Genomic DNA, 17,475 nt, shown 5'->3' on the forward strand with positions numbered 1-17,475 from the left:
CTACTTCGCGGAACTTGGCGTCGGGTTACTGCTCCGTGACGCCCAGGTCCGGGGTGGCCACGAATGACGCGCGCCTCGTTGCCGCGCCGTGGAGCTCCAGGAGGACCAGCTCGTTGCCCTGCTCGCGCACCAGCGGGCCCGGCACGTACAGCGTGTGCGTCGGGCCGAGGCTCCAGTAGCGCCCGAGCAGCTCGCCGTTGACCCACGCCAGACCCTTGGTCCAGCCGTCGAGGCGCAGGAAGTGGTCCGCCCCGGCGACCGAGTCGAACGTACCCCGGTGCAGGCCCGCTACCGCGGCGCCGTCGGCCCCGTCACCGGCCGCAGCGTCCAGGGCCGCCCGCAGCAGCTTCGGGGCGTCCTCGACGCGCAGCGCGGCAGCCTGCCACTCGTCCACGATCCGCACGGCGGTGCGTACCGGCCCGATGATCCCCTTGGGCTCGCCGATCCGTCGCCCGTAGTTGACCCGCCCCTGGTCCTCGACCAGCAGCGTGAGCTCGCCCGCGCGCGCCGGGAGCGCGACGGCGAACGTGTGCGACCCGCGGTCGAGCACGCCCACCTGCTCGCCGTCGACCAGCACGACCGCGCGGTCGCGGATCTCGCCGACGCTGAGCACGGCGTCGTCGGCCCGGAGGTCGGTGCGGTAGAGGGCGAAGCCCGACCACAGCTCCAGGTCGTCGGTGCTCGGCACGTGCGGATAGGCGTGCGGCTCCTCGCGGAGCAGACCGGGCAGGACGTCGGGGAGTGTCACGTGCGCGGTGAGCGCGACGTCGAGCACGGGCGCCGCCGAACGCTCGCCCAGCTCCTCGGCCGACGCCACGGGCAGGTGCCGCGCGATCACGTCGCGCATCGCCCAGTACTTCGCGGTGGGGGTGCCGTCCTCCGCGAGGGGCGCGTCGTAGTCGTACGACGTCGCGATGGGCCGGTAGATGCCCTTGTCGTTGGCGCCGCTGGTGAGCCCGAAGTTCGTGCCGCCGTGGAACATGTACAGGTTGACGGAGCCGCCGGCCGTGAGCAGGTCGTCCAGGTCGGCGGCGTTCGCCTCGGCGGGCGCCAGGTGGTGCTCCAGCCCCCAGGAGTCGAACCAGCCGTTCCAGAACTCCATGCACATCAGCGGACCGGTGGGCTGGTGTCTGCGCAGCACCTCGAACCGCTCGGTGGTGCGCGACCCGAACGTCGCGGTCTTGTGCAGCTCCGGCAGGCCGCCGCGCTGCAGCATCTCGTCGTTCGCCTGGTCGCAGGTGAACAGCGGGACCTCGATGTCCTGCGCGCGCACCAGGTCCACCAGGGCACGCAGGTACTTCTGTCGTTCCGGGAGCGGGTCGTCGCCGTAGGCGCCGTACTCGTTCTCGACCTGCACCATGAGCACCGGTCCGCCGCGCGTCACCTGACGCTCGGCGACGAGCGGCAGCAGGCTGGCGTAGTACTTGCCGATCGCGTCGAGGAAGCCCGGCTCGTGCCGGCGCACACCGACGGCGGGGTCCGCCAGCAGCCAGGCCGGCAGGCCGCCGCCGTCCCACTCCGCGCAGATGTAGGGGCCCGGCCGCACTATCGCGTGCAGGCCCTCAGCGGCCACCAGGTCGAGGAACCGGCCCAGGTCGCGCCGTCCGTCCAGGTCGAAGACCCCGGGGACCGGCGCGTGGAAGTTCCAGGGGACGTACGTCTCGATGGTGTTCAGGCCCATCAGCCGGGCCTTGTGGATCCGGTCGGCCCACTGGTCGGGGTGGACGCGGAAGTAGTGCAGTGCGCCACTGACGACCTGCATCCGCTCGCCGTCGAGCAGGAAGTCCTCGGGTCCGATCTCGAACATGGCCATATGCGATTTCCTCTGGGGGTGATGTGGCGGCTCGCCGAAGTAGAGCGCCTGTCCCGTTCTCGCACGTGGCGAGCCTCATCGAAAAGGGGGGACAGGCGCTCTACTTCGGCGTTCTGGTTCAGCCGGAGAGCTACTCGCTGACCGTGAAGCCCTGCTCGTTGCCGTAGCTGACGATCGACTTCTGCCAGGCGTTCAGGCCGTCGGCCAGCGACGTCGAGCCGGTGTAGGCCTGGCCGGCCGTGTCCGGGAACACGCTGTTCGCGTAGACCTGGTACGGCAGGTACTGCCAGCCGGGCACGACGCCCTGGGCCGAGGCGGAGAGCACCTCGTTGATCTTCTGCCCGCCGAAGTACTCGGACTCCACGGCGAGGAACTCCGGGTCGTTCAGGTCCGCGACCGTGGCCGGGAAGTTGCCGCCCTCGAGACGCGTGGCGACACCGTCACCGGCGTTCGCGTACTCCAGGAAGCCGTAGGCCAGCGCCTTCTTCTCGCTCGCCTCCGTGACCGACAGCGCGGAGCCGCCGTTCTCGGCGGTCGCGGTCTCACCGGCGGTCCACTGCGGCATGGGGGCCACGCGCCAGTCACCCGACGCCGGGGCGGCGGCGGACTCGAGGTTCGCGGGCATCCAGGCGCCCGTCACGAGCGCGGCGATCTCGCCGTTGCCCAGGCCCTGGAACCACTCGTCGGACCAGCCGGGGACGTCGGAGAGGAGGCCGTCGTCGATGAGGCCCTGCCAGGTCTCGGCCCACTTGGCCGAGCCCTCGTCGGCAAGGTTCACCGTGACGTTCGTGCCGTCCACCTTGAACGGGTGACCGCCGGCCTGCCAGATCATCGACGTCGCGAAACCGGCGTCGCCGCTGTCCGACGTGATGTACGTGTTGGAGTCGTAGTCGTGGATCTTCTTCGCCGCGTCGGCGAACTCGTCCCACGTGGCCGGCACCTCGACGCCGGCGGCCTCGAACGTCTTGGCGTTGTAGAACAGCGCCATCGGGCCCGAGTCCATCGGCAGGCCGTACACGGCGTCATCGCTGGTCACCGCGCCCCACGGACCGGGGGAGTAGGAGCTCTCCAGCTCGCTCGCGCCGAAGGGCGCGAGGTCGGCCAGCGACTCGCCGATGGAGAACTGCGGCAGTGCGTAGTACTCCATCTGCGTGACGTCGGGGACGCCCGAGCCGGCGCTGATCGCGTTCTGCAGGGCGACGTAGTGGTCGTTGCCGGTGCCGACGTTCGCCATCTCGACGTTCACGTTGGGGTACTTGGCCTCGAAGTCCTCGACGACCTTGTCCAGCGTGGGCTCCCATGCCCAGACCAGCAGGTCGCCGCCCTCCTCGAGCGCCGCGGAGATGTCTGAAGCGGACACCTCCTCCGCGGGGGCGTCGCCGCCGGCGGACCCGGACCCGCACGCGGTAAGGGTGAGCGCCAGGGCGCTCGCGGCGGCGAGCGCACCTACTGCGCGGTGGTGGCGGATGGTCATGGTGGTTCCTCTCACATCATCGTCAGTCGAACGGAGTCTCTGTGGTCGTGCGGGATGGCCGTGCGGGATGGCCGTGCGGGGGATGCTCACTCCTTGACGCTGCCGGCGGCGAGACCCGACTGCCAGTAGCGCTGCAGGAGCAGGAAGACCGCGATGAGCGGCAGGATCGTGAGGAGCGAGCCGGCGATGACGAGGTTGAAGATGGCCTCGCCGCCCGCCGTGGTCGCCTGCTGGTTCCACGCGTTCAGGCCCAGGGTCAGGGGGTACCAGTCCGGGTTGCGCAGCATGATCAGCGGGAGGAAGTAGTTGTTCCAGGTCGCGACGACGGTGAACAGCAGCACCGTCACGATGCCGGGGGCCAGCATCGGCAGGGCCACCTGGAAGAAGGTGCGGGCCTCGCTGGCGCCGTCGATCCGGGCGGCCTCCATGATCTCGTCCGGCACCGCGTCGGCGGCGAACGTCCACATGAGGTAGAGCCCGAACGGCGAGATGAGCGACGGGATGATCACCGACCAGGGCGTGTTGGTCAGGCCCATGTTCGCGAACATGAGGAACGTGGGCACGGCCAGGGCGGTGCCCGGCACGGCCACGGCGCCGATCACCGTCGCGAACACCGCGCGCTTGCCCGGGAAGTTGAACTTGGCGAGGCCGTAGCCGCCGAGCAGGGCCAGCAGGGTCGCGCCGCCGGCGCCCAGCACCACGTACATCAGGGTGTTGAGGAACCAGCGGCCGAACACGCCGTCGTCGTACGTGACGACGCCGACCAGGTTGTCCCAGAGCGCGAAGTCGCTGCTGAACCACAGGCCGAACGAGCTGAACAGGTCGGGCTGCGTCTTGGTCGCGTTGATCAGCAGCCACACCAGCGGGATCAGGGCGTAGATGCCGACGAGCGCGGTCAGCACGGTGAGCAGGATGCTGCGCGTCGGCCGGGCGTGCGAGCTGCGGCGGCTCCTGATGCGCGGGCGCGGCCGGGGCTTCCGCACGGTGGGCGCGGTCAGCAGGGTGTTGGTGCTCATGGCTCAGGCCTCCTTGCGCATGCCGCGCAGCTGCACCACGTAGGCCACGAGCATCGTGAGCACGCCCATGATGATCGCCACCGTGGCCGAGTAGTTGTACTGCTGGCCGGAGAAGGACAGCGAGTAGGCGTACAGGTTGGGGGTGTAGTGCGTCGAGATGTAGTTGGGCGACAGCGCCTGCAGGATGCTCGGCTCGTTGAAGAGCTGGAAGGAGCCGATGATCGAGAAGATGGTCGCCACGACGAGCGCGCCGCGGATCGCGGGGAGCTTGATCGCGGAGATCACCCGCCACGGCCCGGCGCCGTCGATCTCCGCCGCCTCGTAGAGGGAGGCCGGCACGACGCGCAGCGCCGAGTAGAAGATCAGCATGTTGTAGCCGACGAACTCCCAGGTCACGATGTTGCCGATCGCGGGGAGCACCAGGACGGAGGCGAGCGGGTCCGGGATGCTGGTGCCGAGCAGGTCGTTGACGTTGCCGACCAGGCCGAACCGGTCGCCGTACATGAAGCCCCACATGAGTGCGGCGACGACGCCGGGCACCGCGTACGGCAGGAAGATCGTGAGCCGGAAGAAGTCGCGCCCGTAGAGGCGGCCGCTGTCGATCGCGAGGGCGACGAGCAGCGAGATGCCGAGCATCACGGGGACCTGGACCGCGAGGAACAGCGTGACGCGGCCGACGCCGTCCCAGAACTGCGGGTCACCGAGCGCCCGGGCGTAGTTGTCGAGCCCGACGAACGAGGTGCCGCCCACCAGCTTGGTCTGGAACAGGCTCAGGTACAGGGAGTAGATGATCGGCGCCAGGAACACCAGGGCGAACACGATCATGAACGGACCGACGAAGCCCCAGCCGGTCCAGCGGTTGCGGTGTCGCATCCGTCCCATGGTCCTGGGCACGTTCTTGGGCACGGCCGGAGGCGATGCGAGCGTGGTCAAGAGAAGTCGCTCCTTCACGAGTGGGGTCAGCATGGCGTCGTGTTGACGTAAACATGGTGACCCGGACTAGGGTGCTCGTGAGTTACCGAGGTGTCAAATGCGCGCCGGTGCGCCGGCGCGTCACGAGGAGGTGGATGCCGTGGAGGGCAGAGGTCCGTCCCTGGCCGATGTAGCCGCGCTGGCGGGTGTGTCGACGCAGACCGTTTCGCGCGTGTCGATGGGTCTGGACAACGTGCGCCCCGTCACGCGTGACAAGGTGCTGGCGGCGATGGCGCAGCTCGGCTACGCGCCCAACACCGCGGCGCGTGCCCTGCGGTACGGCAGCTTCCGGACGATCGGCGTGATCGCCCACCGGCTGGCCCGGACCGGTGAGTCCCGGACGGTCGAGGCGGTCGTCGAGGCGGCGCGCCGGGAGGGCTACACGGTGACGCTGATCGACGTCGAGAGCCCGTCGTCCGACGTCGTCTCCGCCGCGGCGACCCGGCTCTCGCACCAGGCCATCGACGGCCTGGTGATCATCCGGGCCGAGACCGCCACGCCGGACTCGCTGGCGCTGCCGCCCCGGCTGCCCGTGGTGGTGTCGGACTCGCGGTTCGTCGGACACCACCCCGCCGTCGGCGCGGACCAGGGGGACGGCGCCCGCAGCGCCACGCAGCACCTGCTGGACCTGGGGCACCGCACCGTGCACCACGTCGCGGGGCCGGGGGACTCGATACCCGCCCAGCTTCGTGCCGAGGCCTGGCGGGACACGCTGGTGGCCGCGGGCAGCCCGGTTCCCGAGCTCGTGGAGGGCGACTGGACGGCGGCCTCCGGGTACGACGCCGGACGCCGGCTCGCCGCCGACCCGCAGGTCACCGCGGTGTTCTGCGCGAACGACGAGATGGCCGCCGGCCTGCTCCGCGCGCTGCACGAGGCCGGGCGTGCCGTGCCGGGCGACGTCTCGGTGGTCGGGTTCGACGACGTCCTGCTGGCCGGATACCTCTGGCCGCCCCTGACGACGGTGGCGCAGGACTTCGACGAGATCGGCACGCGGCTCGTGGCCCGGCTGCTGCAGCAGGTGCGGTCCGGGGAGATCGAGGACGACGCCGACGCCGAGGACCTGCATGAGGTGGTCCCCGTGTCGCTCCTGGTCCGGCAGAGCACGGCGCCCCCGCCGGCGTAGGCCGTGCGGTGTCGTCCGTACGGACGGGCGACACCGCACGATCCACCTCACGCGATCCACCTGGCATGATCTGCCGACATGAGCAGCGACGACGCCGTCGGGCGGCACCTGATCGAGCTGGGCGAGCCCTCGGGCACGTTCATCGACAGCTTTCTCGTGGGCAACGGCACGCTCGGGGCGGCGCTGCGGGGCGGCGTCGGCTCCGAGGTGTTCGACCTCAACCTCGACACCCTGTGGTCAGGTGGGCCGGACACCGCCGTCGTCGACCCGCCCGATCCTGAGACCGTCGTCCTGCTGCGGGAGGCGATCGCGGCGGAGGACCACGCCGAGGCCGACCGGCTGGCGCGCGCGAACCTCTCGGACCGCTGGGTGCAGTCGTACCAGCCGCTCGCCCGCCTGACCTGGGCGTACGGCCCGGTCCCGGACCACGTCACCGGCTACCGGCGCACCCTGGACCTGCGCCGCGCCGTCGCATCGATGCGCTACACGGCGCCTGACGCCGCCGACCCGCAGCCGGGCCTGGACGTCTTCGTCTCGGCCCCGTCCGCGGTCCTGGTCGCCACCGCCGTTGAGTGCGGGACATTCGCCCCTGAAGAGGCCCTTGAGGGGGCGAATAGCCAGCACTCAACGGTCCAGGTCGAGGTCGAGCATCCCTTTGTCGTTCAGCGGGAGGTGCGGGACGGCGCGGCGTGGACCGTCGTGACCGGCCGGGTGCCCGAGCTCGTGACCCCCGGGCCCGACGAGGTGGTGCGGTACGCCGGCGACACCCCGGACGCCGCGGGGACGGTGCCCGCAGGGATGGGGTTCGCCCTCGTGGCCTGCGTCGAGCAGACCGCCGACGGCGCCCGACTGATCGTCGCCGCGGAGTCCGGCTTCCGGGGGCCGGCGGAGCGGCCGAGCGCCGACGTCGGCTCGCTGGCCGCCCTGGCCGGTGCCCGCGTCGAGGCGGCGCGCCGGCGCACCACCGCCGACCTGCGTGCCGAGCACGAGCTCGACCACCGGTCCTACTACGACCGGGTGGACCTCGACCTCTCGGCCTCGGGCGACCCGGCCGCCGCAGCCGCCGAGCGGTACTTCCACCTGGGGCGATACCTGATGATCGCGGGCTCCCGGCCGGGCACGCAGCCGCTGAACCTGCAGGGCATCTGGAACGCCGACCCGACGCCGCCCTGGAGCTGCGACTGGACCACCAACGTCAACCTGCCCATGGCCTACTGGCCCGCCGAGCCCACGGGCCTGGCCGACCTCGCGGAACCCCTGTTCGGCCTGGTCACGGACCTCGCCGACGCCGGGCGGCGCACCGCGCGCGACTTCTACGGCACCCGCGGGGCGGCGGTGCACCACAACACCGACCTGTGGCAGTTCACCGCGCCCGTTGCCGGCGAGCCCAAGTGGTCGAGCTGGCCGTCCGCGCTGCCCTGGCTCGCCGCGCACCTGGGGGACCACCTGGACTTCGCCGCGGGGTCGCACCCGGAGGCCGACGTCGCGGCGGCTCTCCCGGTGCACCGGGCGGCCGTCGAGCACACGCTCGACATGCTGGTCGACCCTTCGACAGGCTCAGGACAGCGCGACGGCGAGGGCGCTCTTGTCGTGAGCCCGTCGTCGTCCCCGGAGCACACGTTCGTCGTCGGCGGGCAGGAGTACGCGGTCGACGCGGGCTGCGCCATGGACCAGGAGCTCGCCGCCGAGGTGCTCGGCCGATACCTCGCCCTCGCCGAGCACGGCGCATCCACGGGGCCCGGCCGGCCCTCCGACGACGACCTCCCCGCCCGGGCACGCGACGCCCTGGACCGGCTGCGACCCGTCCAGGTGGGCCCGGGCGGGGACCTCCTCGAGTACATGACGGAGCGGATACCGGGCGAGCCGGGCCACCGCCACCTGTCGCACCTGTACGGCCTGTACCCCGGCACCCGCATCACCGAGACCCGCACCCCCGAGCACTTCGAGGCCGCGCGCATGGCTCTGACGCTCCGGCTCGACCAGGGGTCGGGCTACACGGGCTGGAGCCAGGCCTGGATCCTGTGCCTCGCCGCACGCCTGCGGGACCCGGCGCTCGCGGAGCGGTCGCTCGCCATCCTCATCGAGGACCTCAGCTCGGCGTCGCTGCTGGACCTGCACCCGGCCGAGTGGCTGCCCGAGGGCTGGGTGTTCCAGATCGACGGCAACCTCGGCGGCACGGCGGGCATGGCCGAGCTCGTGGTCCAGGGGCACGACGACGCCGTGAGCCTGCTCCCGACGCTGCCGCCGTCCTGGTCCGCGGGCCAGGCGCGCGGGCTGCGCTGCCGCGGCGGGCACGTGGTCGACGTCGCCTGGCGCGACGGCGCGCTGACCGGCGCGACGGTCACGGCGGGCGGCCACCGGGTGATCCTTGACGTGACGCTGGGCACGTCCGTCGGGGTCCGGGACGCGTCGGGGGCACCTGTCGCGACGCTCCCCGTCGGGCCCGCGCCGTCCGGCCGTATGCGCCTGGCCTGGGACGCCACAGCGGGCGAGCGGTATACGGTCATCCAGGGGCAGGCGTGAACGTGCCGGGATCGTTACTCACAGCGCCTGCTGGACACCTGCCTGGCACCGAACATTCACCCTGAAACCCGTAGGATCGGCACGATGGCGCAATCAGAAGGCAGGGGTGGAACGCGCGTGGAGTCACCGTCAACCGAGGCTCCGCTCGACCCGTCGACCCTTCCCACCTGGCGCAGCTCGATGGTCGCGGCAGGCATCGGAGCGGTGGTCTTCGCCTTCCTCATCTGGCAGGTGGTCGTCCGCGGCCCGTTCATCGCCTGGGACTGGCAGTTCCACTACTACGTGGACGCGCACCATCCCACCGGCTGGGAGAAGATCTTCCTCGACGTCGTCGCGAACATCACCGGCGACCGCCTCTTCACCATCCCCATGGTGGGCGGCACCGCGTTCTACGTCGCCTGGAAGCAGGGTGGCCCCGGCTCGTTCTGGAAGCTCGCCACCCGGCGCCCGGTGCTCGCTGTGCTGGCGGGCCTCGTGACCATCGCGCTGATCGGCTACGGCACCAAGTTCGGCCTGGGCCGCACCGGCCCGCACCACAACATGGACGTGCTGCACGCCGGCGGCCAGGCGTTCCCGTCCGGGCACGCGTCGAACACGTTCTTCACCGGCTTCTTCATCCTCTGCCTGCTGTACGCCCACGGCGGGCTCAGGCCGAGCGTCAGCAGGCTGCGCAGGATGATCCCCGTGATCGGCGTCATCGTCGCGATCGCCGGAGGCCTCATGTCGTGGCTCGACTACCACTGGCTGAGCGACATCCCCGGCGGGTGGCTGCTCGGGTTCATCGCCTGCATGGTGTCGCTGTCGGTGCTCCGCGCCCCGCGCCGCCGAAGAGAACGCATACCCGCGCCGCCGAGCTAGTCGTGCCAGGTGGCCCTCGGCGCAAGGTGTACCAGTTCGGCGGGTGCCGGGTGCGCTGAACTGCGTTCGGCTGCGGCTGGCCTATTCCGGCTCACCTGAACTATTCGGCAGGGCTGAATTGGGCGAGGCTGAGGTGAACGTTCTTCAGCAGACCTGGCACCTCCTCATCGAGTAGTCCTTGCCCCTGGGGTCGCCTCCGTGGCTGCGGGGCGTCAGGTCGGCGTGAGGCCGTGATGCTCGCGGATCAGAGCCGCGCCAGAGAGTCTGCGACGAGCTCCTCGACGACGTCGCGCACCGCCGCGCGGTCCGCGGGGACGAGCCCGATGCGCGTGCGCCGGTCCAGCACGTCGTCGGCGTCCAGCGCACCCTCGTGCGTCACCGCCCACTCGATCTCGGCACGGGTGATGTCCAGGTGCTCGGCACCGGTGATGCCCAGTCCGACGGCGGACGCCGAACCCGGCAGCACAGCCGCTGCCAGCACCTCCGCGGCCTCGGTGCCGTACCGAGCGACGAGGGACTCGGGCAGCCCGCCACCAGCCCCGCTGGTCGAGCCTGTCGAGACCCCCGACCCCGGCCCCGCCAGAGACGGCGCACCCACCAGCGGCAGCGCCGTCGTCCAGCACGGCCCTGCGGTGAGTCCGGCGTGCTTGACCGCCAGGTCCACCGCGTCCTCGGCCATCGTGCGGTAGGTGGTGAGCTTGCCGCCCAGCACGTTCACGGCGCCGGTCGACGGCGACACCTCCACGAGGTGCTTGCGCGAGACGTCGGCGGAGGGGCCGTCGCCCGACCCGGCCGTGTCGACGAGGGGCCGCAGCCCCGCGAAGGTGCCCACCACGTCGTCGGGCAGCAGGGGGCGGGCCAGGACGGCGGACACCGTCTCCAGCAGGAAGTCGATCTCGGCCTGCGTGGCCACCGGGACGTCCGGGACCGGGCCGGGCGCCTCCTCGTCGGTGAGGCCGATGACCACCCGTCCGAGCTGGGCGGGCAGTGCGAACACGTACCGCGAGCCGGAGCCGGGCACCGGCACCATGAGGGCGCCCGTCGGGCTGCCGAGCCGGGCAGCGGGGACGACCACGTGCGTGCCGCGGCTCGGCCGGAGCCGCACCGACGGGTCGACAGTGCCGGCCCAGACGCCCGTCGCGTTCACCACCACGCGGGCCCGCACGGTGAGGGTCGCGCCGGTGAGGGTGTCCTCGAGCGTCGCACCGTCCGCGCGCAGCTCGGTGGCGCGCACCCGCGTCAGGATCTTCGCCCCGCGCCCCGCCGCGGTGCGGGCGAGGGCGACGACGAGCCGGGCGTCGTCGACCAGCTGACCGTCGTGCGCTATCCACGCGCCGTGCAGGCGCTCGCGCGCGATGGCGGGCACCAGCCGGGCGACCTCGCCGGGCCGGGCGAGGCGCGGCCCGGGCAGCACGAGGGACGACGTCCCGGCGTCGCGGCGCAGCAGGTCGCCGAGGCCGAACCCGATGCCGACGGTGAGGCCGCGCCGGCGCCCCGTGCCGGGGGTCAGCGGGAGCACCTGCGGCAGCGCCCGCACCAGGTGCGGCGCGGTGCGGGTCATGAGCACGTGCCGTTCGCGCGCGCTCTCGCGAGCCACGCCGACGTCGCCGGTGGCCAGGTACCGCAGCCCGCCGTGCGCCAGCTTCGAGCTCCACCGGGAGGTGCCCCAGGCGAGGTCGCGCGCCTCGACGAGGGCCACCGACAGGCCGCGCGCCGCGGCGTCCAGCGCCACCCCTGTGCCCGTCACTCCGCCCCCGACGACGAGCAGGTCGACGGTCTCGCCAGCGAGCTCGTCCAGCTCGCGCCGGCGGCGCCGGGCGGTGAGGGCGGTGCTCTGCATCGGTCCTGCTTCCGGTCGGGGACGCCGCGTGCCCGGCGTCCGGGTCAGGGACGGAGGTACCCGTCGAGGGCGTGCGCGAGCTCGGTGCGCAGGGCGTCGTCGTCGATCACCGTGCTGACCGTCTTGTGCGAGAGCACCACGGACTGGGAGACGAGCAGGACCATCACCGCCAGGTCCGTCGCCGACCCGGCCCGGACCGTGCCGCCCTGCTGAGCGGCCGCGATGGCCGCGGCGAGCCATTCGAGGACCACGCGCTGCGACCGGCCGATCCGCTGGAACGCGTAGCGGGTGAAGACCTCTGGCTCGTTGCTCAGGAGAGGCCCGAAGAGGGCGTCCGCATGGAACAGGTCCCCGAACCGCACCACCTTGCCGACGATCGCCGCGCGGTCGGCAGCCTGCGGGCCTACCTCGTTGATCACGAGCTGCATGCGGTGGGCGATGAGGGCGCGCAGGACCTCGTCGGCGGACTCCCAGCGGCGGTAGACCGTAGGCCGCGAGACGCCGGCGGCCCGGGCGAGCTCGGTGATCGACAGGCCGCGCATACCGCGGGTCGCGACCAGCTCGGCCGCGTGGTGCAGCAGGCGCTCTTCGGTGCGGTCGGTTCCGCCGTCCGGATCATCGTTACGAATTGTCATCTTGTGTCAAACTGTAACGCGCGTCAGGATGGTGGGCCAGACCGCCGCACCACATGGCCGCAGCACATGACTGCAACACCACACGGAGGACGCGTGAGCACGCAGCCGGACAGCACGCCGCCGGGCCGTGAGAGCCCGGACCACGAGCGCGCCTACATGCGCTGGGACGGCTGGGGCGACCCGGCCCGTGCGCGCGCGCTCCCGAACGGCGTGAAGCTGCTGCTCGCCGCGGTGCTCGGGCGCCTGCCGAAGGCGCCGCCCGCGCCGCGCCTCGCCGAGGTCACGATCAGCACCCCGCCCCTGGCCGACGACGACCTGGCGGCGCTGGCCAAGACGGTCGGCGACGACCACGTCGACGCCGGCCACGACGTACGGCTGCTGCACGCGGGCGGCAAGTCCACGCCCGACCTGCTCCGGCGCCGGCAGGCAGTGCAGGTGGCGCCGGGCGCCGTCGTGCTGCCCGCGACCGAGGACGAGGTGGCGGCGGTGCTGGCCGTCGCGGGCGAGCGGGGCCTCGCGGTGGTGCCGTTCGGCGGCGGCACGGCGGTCACGGGCGGTCTGACGCCCCACGCCGGGCCGCACCGGGGCGTGGTCAGCCTCGACCTGCACAGGCTCTCGGGACTGGTGGCCTTCGACGAGGTCGCGCACGAGGCGACCTTCCTGGCCGGGACGACGGCGCCCGTCGCCGAGACCTTTCTGGCGGAGCGCGGCTTCGAGCTCGGCCACTTTCCGCAGAGCTTCGAGTTCGCGACGCTCGGCGGGTTCGCCGCCATGCGGTCCTCCGGGCAGAACTCCGCGGGCTACGGACGGTTCGACGCGATGGTCACCGGGCTACGGGTGGTCACGCCGACGGGCACGCTCGACCTGGGCAGGGCGCCGGGCTCGGCGGCCGGTCCCGACCTGATGCGGTGGTTCCTCGGCTCCGAGGGGACCTTCGGTGTGATCACCCAGGTGCGGCTCCGCGTCCACCCGACGCCCGAGGCGCGACTGTTCGACGCCTGGACCTTCGGCGGCTTCGCCGCCGGTGCGGACGCGCTGCGCGGCGTCGCGCAGCTCGGTACCGGGCCCACGGTGATCCGGCTGTCCGACGAGGACGAGACCGCGGTGTCCCTGGCCCAGGTCGGCAGCATCGGGAAGGCGCTGGCCAAGGGCTGCACCGCCGTCGTCCTGCACGAGGGGCCGGCCGAGCTGGCGGCGGACCGCCGCGAGGCGACCGCGCGGGTGCTGCGGGCCGCGGGCGGTGAGCTCGCCGATCCCAGGCTCGCCGCGTCCTGGGACCACGGCCGGTTCAAGGCGCCCTACCTCCGCGACGCGCTGCTGGCCCACGGCGTGTTCTGCGAGACGCTGGAGACGGCCACCACGTGGTCGAACCTGCACACCCTCAAGGCGGCGGTCACCGCCGCGCTCGCCGACGGGTTCGCGGGGGAGCGGGCGCGGAACCGCATCCTCTGCCACATCTCCCACGTGTACCCGACGGGCGCCTCGCTCTACTTCACGGTCATCGCCGGGCTCGGCATTGAGCCGCTCGAGGGGTGGGAGCGGGTGAAGTCGCGGGTGAACGACGCGATCATGGCGGCGGGCGGCACGATCAGCCACCACCACGGCATCGGCGCGGACCACGCGCCGTGGCTGGAGCACGAGATCGGCTCGGCGGGACTCCGCATGCTCCGCGCGGTGCAGGCGGAGCTCGACCCCGCCGGGATCATGAACCCTGGAGCCCTCGTCGATCGCCGGCTCCGGTAGGTTTCGGCCATGACTGAGCAGGTCAGCAGGGCCGGGCACATCGCGGTGCTCGTGAACCCCGTCTCGGGGCACGGCGTCGGCGCCGACAGCGGGCAGGTCGCGATCGAGCGGCTGCGGGCCCGCGGTGCCGACGTCCGGGTCTATCAGGGGGCCAGCGAGGAGGAGACGGCCGCGCTCGGCAGGCGGGCGGTCGACGACGGCCCCGACGTGCTGGTGGTGGCCGGCGGCGACGGCACCGTCTCGTCGGTGCTGGCGCCCGTGCTGGGGTCCGGCGTCCCGCTGGCGGTGATCCCCGGCGGCACGGGCAACGACCTCGCGCGCGAGCACGGCATCCCGCTCGACGACGCCGCGGCCGCCGCCGACCTCGCGCTCGACGGCGCCCGGCGCAGCGTCGACACGGGCACCGTCACGGCCGACGACGGCACGGTGCGGCACTTCGTCACCGTGCTGTGCGCGGGGCTGGACTCGCTGACCAACGAGCGCACCAACCGCATGACCTGGCCGACGGGCCCGGCGCGCTACAAGGTCGCCGTCTACCTGGAGTGGTTGCGGCTGCGGAGGTTCGCCTACCGGCTGCGCCCGGCGGGCGCACCGGCGCTCGAGCAGGACGGGTACATGCTCGCGATCGGCCTGACCCGGTACTACGGCGGCGGCGTGCCGATCTGCCCCGGCGCCGACCCGGCGGACGGGCTGCTGGACGTGACCCTGGTGCACGCCGTCGGCCGGTTCAAGGTGCTCGCGTTCGACGCCCTGATCAAGGCGGGCAAGCACGTCGGGCGGCCCGACGTCACCACGCTGCGCGCGCCGGTGATCCGCCTGGAGTCCCCGGCGGGCCTGGTCGCCTACGCGGACGGCGAGCCGGCGGGCAGTCTCCCGCTCACGCTGTCAACAAACCCCGACTCCCTCACCTTGTGCGTCCCCACCCACCCGCCCCGTTGAGTGCGTGATATTCGCCCTCGGACGGCCGTCGAGAGGGCGAATATCACGCACTCGACGGAGGGTGAGCGGGGGTCAGACCGCCGCTAGGTCTCCCGCTACCAGGCTCAGCTCGCGGCGGGCCTGCGGGGGCACCGCCTCGCCGGGGATGCTGAGCCCGACGGCCCAGGTGACGTCGTCGCCGGCTCGGCGGGGGACGAGGTGCGCGGCGCACGTGATGTCGTCGCGGAACTCGCCGTGCTCCTCGACGACGTTGTCCGGCCGCATGCGCGCGAGCTGTGCGTCGAGCGCCGTGATGTCGCCGGCGGTACGCGCGGTGAACTTGCGCATCCCGGCCTCGAGCACCAGGTCGTAGCGCTCGCGGCGGGAGATGCCGAGCAGCAGGGCCTTGCCGAGCGCGGTGGCGTGCGCGGACACGTCGAGCCCGCGCTCCAGGTCCTCGAGGTACGGGGAACCGGGGGCCTCCGAGTAGTCGACGACGACCACCCGGCCGGCGCTGATACGCCCGAGGTACGCGCTGTAGCCGGTGGTCTGGGCGAGGTGACGCAGCACCTCACGGGTTCCGGGCCCGCGGCCGAGCGAGCCGAGCTGCTCGTAGAACCGCTGGCTCACCTGGTCGCCGACGTCGTAGGTGCCGTCCTTGAGACGGGTGACGTAGCCCTTGTACGCGAGCGTGCGCACCAGGTGGTACGTGGTCGAGAGGTTGAGCCCGCTGCGGCGTGCGATCGCCTTGACCGGCAGGCCCGGAGTGCGGGTGACGACCTCCAGGACGCGGAACGCACGCGCCACGCTCTGTACCAGGTCGTCCGGGCGTTCCCGGTCGGCGTCGAGTGCCACGTGCCCCCCTTGCTCGTCGGTGGGGATGCCGACGGTCGGTTCGACTGCTGATCCCGTCCGGATGGGTCTCGACAGGGTGGATCGAGGGTGCAACAGTGTGTGTGCCCTCGCAGACATCGTAGCCACGGGCGTGGCCGAGGTCACGATGCATGGTGGGAACACGGGCGGGATCACCCTGGGCGATCAACGACGACTGCACAGATACGGCGAATCCATGAATTTACCTGAATTGGATGATATCCGGCAAGTACCCTCGGATCTTCGGCCCGGCGGCTCGGGTCAGCTTCCCACCTTGGGTCCCACCACGAGAGGGCCGGCACCGTTGCTCGATGACATACGCAGCACGCAGGACCGTCCATGGCGAGGCACCGAGCCCGTCCGGCTCGGGGAGATCTCGAACCTGAAGCCCCTGGTCCACGCGTCGGGCATGCCGGAACCGCGGGTGTTCTACGACGAGCTGGAGCGCGAGTGGGGCGAGGTCGCTCCCGTCGAGCTGGAGCCCGGCGTACCCGCCTGGCTCGTCATGGGGCAGCGGCTCGTCTACGACGTCATGCGCAACGAGCACGTCTTCGCGACCGACCCGCAGACCTGGAACGGGCACGCGCGCGGTGGCCTCCCCGCGACGTCGGGCCTGCGCCCGATCCTCACGTCGCACCAGCGCTTCGCCGCGAACCACACCGACGGTGCGCTGCGGCAGCGGCTGCGCGAACCCCTCGACGACGCGTTCGAGCAGCTCTCGGAGGGCATCACCGCCTCGAAGACGCGCTCCCTGTGCAACCTGCTCATCGACCGCTTCGAGGACCGTGGCCGCGCGGACCTGATGCTCGAGTACGCGTCGGTGATCCCGTTCCTCGTCGTCTCCGACATGATCGGGTTCGACCCGGAGGACGGGCAGCGCCTGTTCGACCTGACGCGCCGGGTCGCCGGCGGCGGGACCGATGCCGCCGCCGCGGTGGCCGAGGTCGACCGGATGCTCGGCGACCTCGTCGCAGCCCGCCGCAGGCTTCCCCAGCGGGACCTCGCCAGCTCCCTCGTGGCGCACCCCAACATGCGGCAGGACGTCGAGGTGGCGCACACCCTGCTGAACGTCGCCTTCGCGGGCAACCTGACCCTGACGGCGTGGGTGGCGCAGACCCTGCTGCTGGCCCTCGCCGACTCCCGGTTCTCCGGCCGGTTGCACGGGGGCCGCATCGACCTGGACAACGCCATGGACGAGGTGCTGTGGCGCTCCACGCCGACCATCAACACCCTGCCCCGTTTCGCCAGGCAGGACGTGGTGCTGGACGGCAAGCTCATCGCGGCCGGCGACCCGCTCGTCCTCGCGATCTATGCCGCCAACACGGATCCGCGGATGGACACGGGGGACCCCTGGGACCATGTCGGCAGCCGCGCCCACGTGTCGTTCGGGACGGGCCCGCACGCCTGCCCCGCGCCCCGCACGGCGCGCGTCGTCGCCCGGATCGCCGTCGAGACGATCCTGCGCAGGCTCGACGTCGTCCTGCGGATCCCCGCCGCCGACGTCGCCTGGGACCAGACCCTGTGGATCCGCCAGCCGGTGAGCCTCCCGGTCACGTTCCAGCCGCCGGTGGACTCGGCATGACCGCCGGGGAGCGCCCGGACCGGTGCTGACCGCGCGGCGACGCCGCGCCGCACGGTGCCGGGTGAAGGTGTCCGGCGGTGAGCGGGTGTGTCGGCGGTAGGCGGT

The 17,475-nt window shown here is 72.2% G+C and carries 13 protein-coding genes; 6 read left to right on the forward strand and 7 right to left on the reverse strand.

Translation table 11 applies throughout. The features are described from left to right. Nucleotides 1-25: 25 nt before the first annotated feature. The 4 genes from ACNYC2_RS05055 to ACNYC2_RS05070 form a co-directional block, all read right to left on the reverse strand. Entirely contained in the window at nt 26-1,813 is a 1,788-nt protein-coding gene (locus ACNYC2_RS05055) for a glycoside hydrolase family 35 protein (protein ID WP_419705971.1), read from the reverse strand. Between the two features lie 130 nt (nt 1,814-1,943). Beyond that, a complete protein-coding gene (locus ACNYC2_RS05060; protein WP_419705972.1) occupies nt 1,944-3,287 on the reverse strand; it encodes an ABC transporter substrate-binding protein in 1,344 nt (447 codons plus the stop codon). An 86-nt stretch (nt 3,288-3,373) separates the two neighbouring features. After that, on the reverse strand, nt 3,374-4,303 hold the full coding sequence (locus tag ACNYC2_RS05065) for a carbohydrate ABC transporter permease (RefSeq protein ID WP_419705973.1): 930 nt from the start codon (nt 4,301-4,303) through the stop codon (nt 3,374-3,376). Nucleotides 4,304-4,306: 3 nt separating this feature from the next. After that, nucleotides 4,307-5,185 carry a carbohydrate ABC transporter permease gene (locus tag ACNYC2_RS05070; RefSeq protein WP_419707778.1) on the reverse strand — a complete coding sequence of 293 codons (879 nt, stop codon included), beginning with the start codon at nt 5,183-5,185 and terminating at the stop codon, nt 4,307-4,309. A 148-nt stretch (nt 5,186-5,333) separates the two neighbouring features. Between ACNYC2_RS05070 and ACNYC2_RS05075 the strand changes: the two genes are divergently transcribed. From ACNYC2_RS05075 to ACNYC2_RS05085, 3 genes are all read left to right on the forward strand, one after another. Then, the gene (locus tag ACNYC2_RS05075; RefSeq protein WP_419705974.1) at nt 5,334-6,398 is read left to right on the forward strand and encodes a LacI family DNA-binding transcriptional regulator; all 1,065 of its coding nucleotides are present in this window, start codon (nt 5,334-5,336) and stop codon (nt 6,396-6,398) included. A gap of 78 nt (nt 6,399-6,476) precedes the next feature. Then, complete coding sequence (locus ACNYC2_RS05080; protein ID WP_419705975.1) at nt 6,477-8,921, forward strand: glycosyl hydrolase family 95 catalytic domain-containing protein; 2,445 nt, start codon at nt 6,477-6,479, stop codon at nt 8,919-8,921. A 117-nt stretch (nt 8,922-9,038) separates the two neighbouring features. Beyond that, nucleotides 9,039-9,779: a phosphatase PAP2 family protein gene (locus ACNYC2_RS05085; protein WP_419705976.1), complete on the forward strand. Its 741-nt coding sequence runs from the start codon at nt 9,039-9,041 to the stop codon at nt 9,777-9,779. A 244-nt stretch (nt 9,780-10,023) separates the two neighbouring features. On the opposite strand, the gene ACNYC2_RS05090 is transcribed toward ACNYC2_RS05085, so the two are convergent. Together ACNYC2_RS05090 and ACNYC2_RS05095 are read right to left on the reverse strand one after the other, a co-directional pair. Continuing rightward, on the reverse strand, nt 10,024-11,619 hold the full coding sequence (locus ACNYC2_RS05090; protein ID WP_419705977.1) for a glycerol-3-phosphate dehydrogenase/oxidase: 1,596 nt from the start codon (nt 11,617-11,619) through the stop codon (nt 10,024-10,026). A 44-nt stretch (nt 11,620-11,663) separates the two neighbouring features. Beyond that, nucleotides 11,664-12,254 carry a TetR/AcrR family transcriptional regulator gene (locus tag ACNYC2_RS05095; protein ID WP_419705978.1) on the reverse strand — a complete coding sequence of 197 codons (591 nt, stop codon included), beginning with the start codon at nt 12,252-12,254 and terminating at the stop codon, nt 11,664-11,666. A gap of 93 nt (nt 12,255-12,347) precedes the next feature. On the opposite strand from ACNYC2_RS05095, the gene ACNYC2_RS05100 reads away from it, so the two are divergent. After that, nucleotides 12,348-13,997, forward strand: coding sequence for an FAD-binding oxidoreductase (locus ACNYC2_RS05100; protein WP_419705979.1), 1,650 nt, complete (start codon nt 12,348-12,350; stop codon nt 13,995-13,997). A 9-nt stretch (nt 13,998-14,006) separates the two neighbouring features. Beyond that, complete coding sequence (locus ACNYC2_RS05105) at nt 14,007-14,936, forward strand: diacylglycerol kinase family protein (protein WP_419705980.1); 930 nt, start codon at nt 14,007-14,009, stop codon at nt 14,934-14,936. A 72-nt stretch (nt 14,937-15,008) separates the two neighbouring features. On the opposite strand, the gene ACNYC2_RS05110 is transcribed toward ACNYC2_RS05105, so the two are convergent. Next, the gene (locus tag ACNYC2_RS05110) at nt 15,009-15,770 is read right to left on the reverse strand and encodes an IclR family transcriptional regulator (protein WP_419705981.1); all 762 of its coding nucleotides are present in this window, start codon (nt 15,768-15,770) and stop codon (nt 15,009-15,011) included. A gap of 322 nt (nt 15,771-16,092) precedes the next feature. On the opposite strand from ACNYC2_RS05110, the gene ACNYC2_RS05115 reads away from it, so the two are divergent. After that, a complete protein-coding gene (locus ACNYC2_RS05115; RefSeq protein ID WP_419705982.1) occupies nt 16,093-17,370 on the forward strand; it encodes a cytochrome P450 in 1,278 nt (425 codons plus the stop codon). Nucleotides 17,371-17,475 lie beyond the last annotated feature (105 nt).

The sequence above is a fragment of the Promicromonospora sp. NFX87 genome (genome assembly GCF_048564965.1).
Lineage (GTDB): Bacteria > Actinomycetota > Actinomycetes > Actinomycetales > Cellulomonadaceae > Promicromonospora.

What these genes read in the sequence shown, in the direction of transcription:
- ACNYC2_RS05060 (WP_419705972.1), bottom strand. Translation starts at nt 3,287, where the DNA reads ATGACCATCCGCCACCACCGCGCAGTAGGTGCGCTCGCCGCCGCGAGC.
- ACNYC2_RS05090 (WP_419705977.1), bottom strand. Translation starts at nt 11,619, where the DNA reads ATGCAGAGCACCGCCCTCACCGCCCGGCGCCGCCGGCGCGAGCTGGAC.
- ACNYC2_RS05075 (WP_419705974.1), top strand. Translation starts at nt 5,334, where the DNA reads ATGCGCGCCGGTGCGCCGGCGCGTCACGAGGAGGTGGATGCCGTGGAG.
- ACNYC2_RS05055 (WP_419705971.1), bottom strand. Translation starts at nt 1,813, where the DNA reads ATGGCCATGTTCGAGATCGGACCCGAGGACTTCCTGCTCGACGGCGAG.
- ACNYC2_RS05105 (WP_419705980.1), top strand. Translation starts at nt 14,007, where the DNA reads ATGACTGAGCAGGTCAGCAGGGCCGGGCACATCGCGGTGCTCGTGAAC.
- ACNYC2_RS05070 (WP_419707778.1), bottom strand. Translation starts at nt 5,185, where the DNA reads ATGGGACGGATGCGACACCGCAACCGCTGGACCGGCTGGGGCTTCGTC.
- ACNYC2_RS05065 (WP_419705973.1), bottom strand. Translation starts at nt 4,303, where the DNA reads ATGAGCACCAACACCCTGCTGACCGCGCCCACCGTGCGGAAGCCCCGG.
- ACNYC2_RS05095 (WP_419705978.1), bottom strand. Translation starts at nt 12,254, where the DNA reads ATGACAATTCGTAACGATGATCCGGACGGCGGAACCGACCGCACCGAA.
- ACNYC2_RS05080 (WP_419705975.1), top strand. Translation starts at nt 6,477, where the DNA reads ATGAGCAGCGACGACGCCGTCGGGCGGCACCTGATCGAGCTGGGCGAG.